This window comes from Frankia sp. CcCS3 (assembly GCF_977927575.1).
The window spans coordinates 1-9,249 of sequence record NZ_CDWRCL010000164.1; the positions used below are offsets into that span (position 1 = coordinate 1).

General features: G+C 66.0%; 5 protein-coding genes. 2 read left to right on the plus strand and 3 right to left on the minus strand.

The features are described from left to right. On the plus strand, positions 1–743 hold a 743-nt coding region (locus tag AC08OQ_RS14110), incomplete at its 5' end, for an RNA-dependent RNA polymerase family protein (protein ID WP_476612106.1). 847 nt (positions 744–1,590) lie between these two features. Here AC08OQ_RS14110 and AC08OQ_RS14115 read toward each other — a convergent pair. The 3 genes from AC08OQ_RS14115 to AC08OQ_RS14125 all read right to left on the minus strand — a co-directional run bounded on the left by AC08OQ_RS14115 (position 1,591) and on the right by AC08OQ_RS14125 (position 6,068). Continuing rightward, positions 1,591–2,928 (minus strand): cation:proton antiporter, encoded by a 1,338-nt coding sequence (locus AC08OQ_RS14115; protein WP_476601483.1) that lies wholly within the window; start codon positions 2,926–2,928, stop codon positions 1,591–1,593. A 159-nt stretch (positions 2,929–3,087) separates the two neighbouring features. Further along, positions 3,088–4,062 carry an ATP-grasp domain-containing protein gene (locus AC08OQ_RS14120; protein ID WP_476601484.1) on the minus strand — a complete coding sequence of 325 codons (975 nt, stop codon included), beginning with the start codon at positions 4,060–4,062 and terminating at the stop codon, positions 3,088–3,090. Positions 4,063–4,463: 401 nt separating this feature from the next. Further along, positions 4,464–6,068 (minus strand): NAD(P)/FAD-dependent oxidoreductase, encoded by a 1,605-nt coding sequence (locus AC08OQ_RS14125; RefSeq protein ID WP_476601485.1) that lies wholly within the window; start codon positions 6,066–6,068, stop codon positions 4,464–4,466. Between the two features lie 483 nt (positions 6,069–6,551). Here AC08OQ_RS14125 and AC08OQ_RS14130 point away from each other — a divergent pair, with 483 nt between their 5' ends. Then, positions 6,552–9,005 carry an ATP-binding protein gene (locus AC08OQ_RS14130; protein WP_476601486.1) on the plus strand — a complete coding sequence of 818 codons (2,454 nt, stop codon included), beginning with the start codon at positions 6,552–6,554 and terminating at the stop codon, positions 9,003–9,005. The last annotated feature ends 244 nt before the right edge of the window (positions 9,006–9,249 follow it).

Sequence of the window (9,249 nt, forward strand, 5' to 3'; positions counted from 1 at the left end):
CCCTAGATGGAACGTACTGCCTGTCTCGTCTCATCTTGGCAGGTAGGGAAGTGGCCTTCCTCCCCTCCAGTTACGGATTTCGCTCGGGCCGGCGGGCGTATGACGCGATAGCTGAGACCCACAACTTCGCCACCCAGGGATACGAGTGGATGTTCGAGGGGAACATCGAGGTCTGTTTCGACAACATCTCGCACTCGGTCGTCATGGGCCGGCTGCGGAAAAGGGTCACTGACAGGCGCGTGTCCACGCTGGTGAAGGCGTTTCTGAAGGCTGGAATCCTTGGTGAGGATCAGGTCAGCACCGGTGGTCTGACAGCACGCAACAGGCCACGGTATGACCGGCGCGTAAACGTGTGGAGGGCCCGGTGCCCAGTAATGGGTACGCCGGGTTCGGGGGACGGCCCGGGGAGACGGGTCGGTGGAAACACCAGTACCGCGCCCCGGGTCGGTCCCACCGCGCCAACAAGGCGGTCGGTGATGTCCGCCGAAGGGCCACCCACCGGATCCGCGGCCGCCGCGGCCGCGCTACCGACCCCGAGTACACGATCAAAGGACTTCTCGTCCGGGGCCCCGCGGACGCTCACCCCGGCCGGCCGCAACCGGATCCTGACCACCCTGGCAACCCTCGGCGGCGAGGCCGCCTTCGAGATCGACGCTGCCTGGCGCGCGAAGAACCTCCTGCTCGAATACACAGAGCACACAGAGCACATGGCTTCAAGATTCAGAACGGGCTCTCGCGCCTGATTGTCAAGGACGCCCGCAAGGTTTGGAAGAAGCGGGCTGGTTCACCCGCCGGAGATATGGCTGTGCCCAACGGGCGGACGTTTCAGGATCTTCCCGGCCTCTCGGGTAGGTGGAAAACCCGACCTCTCGGGTAGGTGGAAAAGTTGCGCATAGGGCAGTAGACTACTGAATCATTATGGACACCATATATTCCTTCCGATCCCGGCGGCCCCGGACACCGAGACACCGTGACCGTCGAGCCATGGTGACGGTGCTTGGCGCCCTCGTCATTCCATCGGCTCTGTTCCTCAGTGGCTGCGGCCAGAGCTACAAGCAGGATAACGGCGGCGCCGTGCCCGTGCCGCGGTCCAGTACCGAGAGTTTGCAAGGCGCGACACCCCGGCCGGCGCCGGCCGGGGTCATCGGCCACGTTACGAATGGCCTGGCCCAGACGGCGGTCCCCACCCCTCCCGGCGGAAAATTCTAAGAACCTGTTTTAAATCTTGTCTTGACCTCGGACGCGCGCCGAGCGCCAGGGATCGGACTCCGGCGCTCGGCGTGCCAACCGGTCGACAGCTTGCTTTATCGGGTTGGGATACGGGACCGGGGTAATTCTAAAACAGCTTTTTAGGTCGGTGGCCTAGGGGATTCGCACCCCTGGGCAGGTAGAGGCAGGGTGACAGGGCAATCCCGAAGAGCCAATCCTGCAGCCGTTGACCTGTCCGTGGTCTTCCCGACGGGCTGACGAGCGGGAGTGACCCGGTCGGGTCGCGCGGGTCGAGAACATCCTCGCCCCACCTACACCACATCCGACCGAGTTACGAAACAACCTTTTGTAGGATACGGGTGTTTGACGGCAAGGCCAGCGCTAGCGTCGGGCAGCGGAATGTGCGCTTTCGGTGTCGCTGGTGGGGTCCAGCCGCCGTAGTGTCTCGTCTGCGCTGTGCTCCACCCGTTGCATCGTGAGGTGCAGGATCGGCGGGGTCATCATGGTGGTGACGAGCGCCACGAGAACCACCACCGTGTAAGCTGCCGTGTTCAACACGCCGAGGCGCAGCCCCACTCCGGCGACGACCAGGCCGATGACCCCGCGGGCGTTGAGCCCGGCGCCGAGCGCGAGGGCCTCCCAGTGGCCGAGCCGGCTGGCCCGGGCGCCGAGGTAGGCGCCGGCGAACTTGCCTGCGACGGCAAGCAGCAGGACCACCAGGCCGGCGGCGAGGACCGACAGGTCGGTGAGCTTGCCGAGATCGACCCGTAGCCCGGCGGTGGCGAAGAAGATCGGCGCCAGTACGGTGAGCACCACCGTCCGCAGCGGCGCGACCCGGTCGGGAGCGAAACCCCGGCTGGAACCGATGACGATGCCGGCGATGAACGCGCCGAAGACCGCCTCGAGTCTCAGCGCCTCCGTGGCCGCCGCCGCGGCCAGGATCAGTACGGTGATGGCCACGATGTGGCCACCGCCGTGGCGCGCCGTGCTGGCGTATCGAAGTGCCCTTCGGACCGTCGGAGGACCGGCTACCAGGGCGGCCAGCACGGCGCCGAGCACGCTGACCACCGGCACGGCGATGTCACTGCCACGCACGCCCGTGGTCGCCATCGCCGACATCATGGAGAGTGCGGACCACCCGGCCACGTCGTCGACTGCGGCCGCGGCCAGGGTGAGCTGGCCGACGTTGCGGTCCAGCAGGTTCATGTCGATGAGGATCTTCGCGGCTACCGGGATCGCGCTGACCCCGAGCGCGACGCCGAGGAACAGCGCGAACACCAGCCGATGGGCGCCGTCCGCGACGAGAGAGCCGGGCAGCAGCAGACCCGCCAAGACGCCGAGGCCCACCGGAACCAGCAGCCCGGCGAGGCCGACCCGGGCGGCGGTCAGACCCCGGCGCCGCAGCATCTGGATGTCCATCTCTATGCCGATGAATCCGACCAGCAGAATCACGCCGAGCTGGCCGACGGCGTCGAGGAGATGGAACTGGTCGGCCCGTGCGGGCAACAGCCAGCCGGCGAAGCCAGGCGCGAGCGTGCCGAGCAGGGATGGCCCGAGGATCACGCCGGTGAGGAGTGCACCCACCACTGCCGGCATTCCCAGCCGCATTGCCGCCCGCCCGAGGAGATAAGCCAGCCCGAGCAGGACGGCGATCTGGAGCAGGAAAACGAGAAGTACATGGGACGACAGCGCGGCTACCGGACCGGATGCGTTGACCATCACTACTCCTGGGAAGGGCAGGCGGACGTCTAAACCGACGGTGACGCCGAGCACGAGCGAGAGTGGGAGGACGAGGTAAACCGCGGGTAGGTCCGATGCGCTGCGTACATAACCGTTGCTCCCCCCGGGCCGGCGAGCGTTTCTTGGTAGATCATCGGGTCAGCCGCCAACCGCCCGCATGATGGTTTTTGCGTACGTGTCGTAGGCGTTGCCCTCGGTCAGGAGCAGACGGGGGATGACGAGCTCACATGCCAGTAGCCGCAGCACACGGTGTTCGTCCCGCAAGCCGTCAACCCGGCCGAAGATCAACGGTCCGTATCGGTTTTCCAGTGCTTCATACACACCGTACGCCCATTCACGCTCGGCTGGTGTCGGCTGGATCACTTCGTTCCGGCCGCCGAACGGTTCGTGTGCCCACCAGCCGCCGTCCCGGGCGACTCTTTTGCGGACCGTGTGGCTCAACTTTCCGTCTAGGAAGACGAAGGAGAGTTCCCCGTGGGTCAGGATCGATGAAAGAAAGGGCTGGACACAGACGTGATGAGTGGACACCAGGTCACGGAGCAGAGTCTCGGGTTCCGTGCCGCGGCGTGGTGCCAGGCCCGTCGTCGACGTTGCTTTGTGGCCGTTCCGGACGAAGTGCGTTGCTGAGGTGCTCGGCCCGCTCCGTGAGACCCGGAAGGTGCGCCAGGAGCCGGCCGAGACGGTTGGCTTGATGACGGCATGGTCCCATCCGGTCTGGGCCATGAGCGTGTCAATCGTCACGTCCTCGCCCCGGGAAACCCACCGGGTCGGGATCACCGCGATGCCGTCCTGTTCGAGCTCTGACAGGTACCGCCGTTTGTCGAGCGTCCCGACGGCCACCCGCATCGAGTTCAGAATGGGAATCTTCCCGTCCAGCTCCAGGTAAAGTTTCCGGATCTTGTCAAGGAAGTCGGGCCGCTCGTGGAAGCCGCGGCACATTCGTAGGTTCACGCCATCGAACGCTGTCCAGTCGACGGCGTGCACGTTGTCGAGGTGAACCGCGACTGCCGTGACACCGTAGTCAGCCAGGGTAGTAACGATCTGTGGGTACTCCGCATGCTGCGAGTCAAAATGTAGGTAGGCGATCGGTCGCCCAGTGGTAACGGCTTTCATTCATCCTTCCTCAGTAAGGCCGCGCGGTTAGCGAATTCGCTGGCCGTCGCGCTGTCGCTGGGGCGGCGTACAAGCAGGCGTAGGCGTCGGACCGCCGTGTCCGCCCCGTCCCACAGATAGGCGGCGGTGAATCCGGCGAGCAGGGCGTACGGCCGCAGCCGGATCACCCACCGCAATCGGGTGTTGGCCGGCACGGGTAACCGGTCCAACCAGGTCGCGGTGCCCTCAGGTCGTAGTTCCGCGGGTTCCACCAGGTCATGAGCTGAAATATCTCGTCCCCGGTCCCCGCCGATCGCCAGCCACCACAGCTTAGGAGTCGAAATGAAATAACTTGCGCGTTTCGAACCCTCCACAGGCCTGTGACCTGCGACGATGCTCTCGATCACGTATTTGTTACTTCATTACGTCCCCTTAGGCAGCGGCGCGGTGACGTTCTGGACGCTACGAACCGTTGGTAGCTTGACACCGTGATCCAGCCGCCAGCGTGCGCGGGCAGCGAGGTTGGCCTGTAGCCGGCTCTGTATCCAATGCACGGTTTCCGGCGGCAACCACCGCCACAGCGGGGCCCGGGAGTAGAACAGCGTGGATTGGAGACGCCGCCGGACGCGGCGGTGCTTCGGGGTCTCCCGAGTAGTGTCGCCCTCGGTGTCGACGAGCCATCGGGTGATCGCTGAACGGGTGCTGCCCACCGACCAGAAGACCATCATGTCGAGCACGTGGGACAACACGAAGAAGCGAGGGTCCGCGATCGCGGCAGTGTACTTTTCACGGACCATCGCGCGCAGCATGTGCCAGTCCTGGCGAGTGGCTCGGTTCACCCGCTCGATATACGCCCGGTCCAGGTGCCCGGAGCGGACGTCGTCCTGGATAATGTTGGCGAGATGCCAACTGGTCACCAGGGCCAGCGCGATTCCCTGGCTGTAGTAGGCGTCGATGATGCTGCCCGCGTCGCCTACCATTGCATATCGCTGCGGGCTGACGAACGTGTCGGTCCAGTGCTGGACGTTGCGGTAGGTCCGGAACTCAAGGAGCGACTCCGGTGCGATTACCTTGTCGAGGACGGGGTGCCGCCGGATGAGATTCCAGAACTGCTCCTGCGGAGTTCGGCCGGGTGGCGCCGACCGCTGGTCGAAAGTCGCACCGACGCTGATCCGGTCCTTCGAGAGCCGGATGACCCAGATCCAGTAACCGCCCCCACACAAATGTACGGTGTACAGGTCGCGTTGCGTATTGCGGCCGTTAGGGAAGGTATGCGTCCACTCGTCACCGAACAGACCGTCGGTCACGCCCTCGAACTGGCCCCAGACGGCCGTCGTCTGAAATCCGTCAGTCAGTTCCCGCCGCTCCGCGGCATGTCCGCGGCCACGGGCCAACAACCGGTTGCGCCCAGAACAGTCGACGACCCAGCGCGCCCGGATGATGTTACTGTTTCCGGTTGTGCCGTCAAGCCATTCCACCTGATGCCAGTCCGCTCCCGGGGAGATCTGTATGTCGCTCACTCGGGCGGTGTCGACGAAAGTTATTCCAGCACGCCGTCGGACGGCCGCGCACATCGCATCCTCCGCTTCGGGGCGGACGATTTGCATGTCGAGGAACATGCAGCGGAACCACTTCTTGTCGGGCGCAAGATCGTAGAGATAGTGCGGCGGATTCGGGTCGGCATTGATGGCCCACTCGGTGGCGTCGCGGAAGTCTGATCTGTTCTCCGTGCCGTGGGAGAACCATACACCGAGTTTCGCGAATGATTTCTCGGTGATGAATTTGTCCAGCTCGCCCACAGCGCGGAGAAAAGCACTTGTGAAGCCTAGGAACGACTCTCCGACCTTGTAGCTGTGTTTCTTGTCGCGAAGGTTGTCGATCAGCGTTACTCGCAGGCCTCGTTTGGCAAGCTGAAGGGCGTTCGCCAGGCCTACGATGCCGGCACCGACTACCACGACATCAGTTTCGGAGGTCGTCCGCCGAATCGTCGGCACGCCCCCCATTGAATGGGCTTTCTCGTTGGTCATCAAATCAGGGATTTGTCGAAGTTGCAGGGGGGCGCGGGTCGGCCTCGTCTGCCGGCTGGATTTTCGCACTTGGTCTCGCATGCTTGGTCTCGCATGAAATTTACTTCGTCATAAGTGCACAGGGCTGGTGTCGACGATATCAAGGGGCTTGTGTTGGCCAGCTCGCTCACCAGCAGCTCAGTGGGCTCGACGAGGTGGACATCTCCCTCCACTCAGTGCGTCCCACACGAACCGGCGGGCTGCCCGCGCTGACGTCGGCTGCGGGGGCAGCGCCATGATCAGGATGGGGTACCGCGCCAGTCGCCGCGGCTCCGGCGCCTGGCATCCCAAGGCTGCCGGCAGTGCAGTCTGCGTTCTCGGCATGGGCACAGCCTGAGCGACGGACCGGCGTGCGGGGACGGGAGAACTACCTGTTTCACTACCTGTCCGCCCACCTGTCCGCCCCAGTTGTGTCCCCCCGCAGGTAGCGGGACGGTGTTGTATGTGTCCGGACGTGGAAGGTCGAACCTGCCGGCGGAACTGACCAGCTTCGTCGGTCGCAGACGGGAGCTGGCAGAGGCATTGCGGTTGCTGTCCGGCGCCCGGTTGCTCACGCTGACCGGGCCCGGGGGGGTCGGGAAGACCCGCCTCGCCCTTCGGCTCGCGGCGGACCGGCAGCGCGCGTTCCCCGACGGTGTCTGGATCGCCGAGTTGGCCGACCTCGACGACCCGTCACTGGTCGCCGACGCGGTCGCCGAGGCGATGGGCCTGCAGCGCCTCTCCGGGCGATGGACCGCGGCGACGCTCGCCGCGCACCTTGCTCCGTGCAGGATCCTGCTCGTGCTCGACAACTGCGAGCACCTCGTGGACGCGTGTGCCCGGCTCGTCGACACCCTGCTGCGCGCGGGCCCGGGCCTGCGGGTCATCGCAACCAGCCGCCACCTGCTCGGGGTGGCCGGGGAACGGGTGCTGGGGGTGCCCCCGCTGAGGGTGCCCCCGGTGCCGGCCCCGGGCGCGGACCAGTCCGCCTTGGCTGGCGGGCTCGTCCAGTACGAGGCGGTGAGCCTGCTGGCGGAACGCGCGGCAGCGGTGCTCGGGGAATTCAGCCTCGACGAGGGCAACTGGCGGACCGTCGCGTTGCTGTGCCATCGCCTGGATGGCATCCCGCTGGCGATCGAACTGGCGGCTGCTTGGCTCCGGACGCTGTCCCTGGAGCAGATCCTCGATCGGCTCGACAACCGCTACAGCCTGTTGACGCGAGGCAACAGAGCCGGGCCCCGCCGCCAGCAGACCCTGCGCGCGCTGATCGACTGGAGCTTCGGCCTGTGCAATCCCGACGAGCAGCAGATGTGGGCGTGCCTGTCGGTGTTCGCCGACGGGTTCACGTTGGAGGCGGCTGAGCAGGTGGGGGGTGCCAGGTGCCCGCCGGCAGTCGTGCTGGACGTGCTGAGCGGGCTGGTTGACAAGTCGATTCTGGTCCGTGACGACGACGAGGGGACGGTCCGGTTCCGGATGCTGGACACCATTCGCCAGTACGGCCAGGACCGCCTGCGCGAGTCCGGTCGGGAGCAGGACGTGCGCCGTCGGCATCTCGCCTACTACCGCCGGATGGCGGCCCTCGCCGACGCTCAGTGGTGCAGCCCGGCCCAACTGGACTGGATCAGGCGGATCCGGAGCGAGCAAGCGAACCTACGGGTTGCGCTGGACTTCTGCCTCACTACACCGGGCCTGGCGGAGACCGCTCTGTCCATCATGGTGGCCCTGTGGCAATACTGGGCCGCCATCGGGCTGCTCAGCGAGGCGCGTTTCTGGTTTGATCGGGGGCTGAGCAAGGCCACGGAGCCGGACGGGATCCGGGCTATCGGTCTGCAATCGGCCGCCCACGCCGCGTCCCTCCAGGGCGACATCACCGCGGCGGCGTCACTGCTGGCCGAGGCTCGCGATCTGGCCGCTAGGGTGCACGACCAGCGGGTGCTCGCACGCATCGCCTGCGTCGAGGGCAGGCTCGCCGCCATCAGCGGGGACAGGCCGGCGGCGGTGGAGCGCAGTCAGGACGCCCGCCGCCGGTTCGCTGACCTCGACGAGCCGTTCGGCCTCGCCCAATCACTGCTCTATCTCGGGCTGGCCCACGGAATCCGCGAGGAACAGGACGCGGCGGCGACCGTCTTCGCGGAATGCGTGGCGTTGACCGAGCGATTCGGTGAATACTGCTTCCGCTCGTTCGCTCTGTGCGGCCTCGGTCTGGCGGCCTGGCAGCTAGGCGAGTTGGAGCAGGCGATGGAGCACCATGCCGCGGCCATCTCCCTGAAATACGCGTTCCACGACCATGCCGGCATCGCTGTCGCGCTGGAGCAGCAGGCGTGGGTCATGGCCTCGGCCGGCCGGCACCACGAGTCCGCGGTCCTGCTCGGCGCGGCCGGGCGGATCTGGCGTGAGACCGGGGCGTCGATCGCCGCCTTCGGGCTCGCCCCGTTCCACCACCGATGCGAGGCGTCCCTGCGACGCGTCCTAGGTCAACGGAAGCTCGAACGCGCCCTGGCGCAGGGCGCGGAACTCGACCTGGACGAGGCCGTCGCCGCGGCTACCCAGGGCACCGGGACTCCTGTCGCCCACCCCGTCGTTCCCGCCGGCGAGCCGGAGGTGCCCCTGACCCTCCGGGAGCGTCAGGTGGCGGACCTCGTCGCCCGCGGCCTGAGCAACAAGGAGATCGCGAGCTACCTGGTGATCGCCCAGCGCACGGCGGAAGGTCACGTCGAGCGCATTCTCGGCAAGCTCGGTTTCACCTCACGGGCCCAGATCATCGCGTGGGTAAAGGACAGCAGCAGGAGCCTCCAGGAACGTACGTGTGAGCCGCAGCGACATGTTGGCGAGCGCGAGCGGATCGCCCCTACCCCGCCCCCGCATCCTCATGGAGATTCTGTAGGTGGAGATTCTGTAGGCGTACAACCTCACGGGTAGTTACGGGCAGCGACTTCGCTGGCGACTGTAGATCATCGACCTCGAGCGGGCGGAGGTCGTCGTGCTGGCCTGCCACTACCGTCCCCGGGTACAGAGGGCACCCAACCCGGTCGTGTCCATCTCATGTGGAACGTGACAACCTAGGGCCTGTTTGGGAAGTACGTCCCGGGGTTGGCCGTGGATCTGATGGTGATTTTCGGATTGCATGATCCGTTGTGTGGCGTGGGGTGACCTGACGAACGAG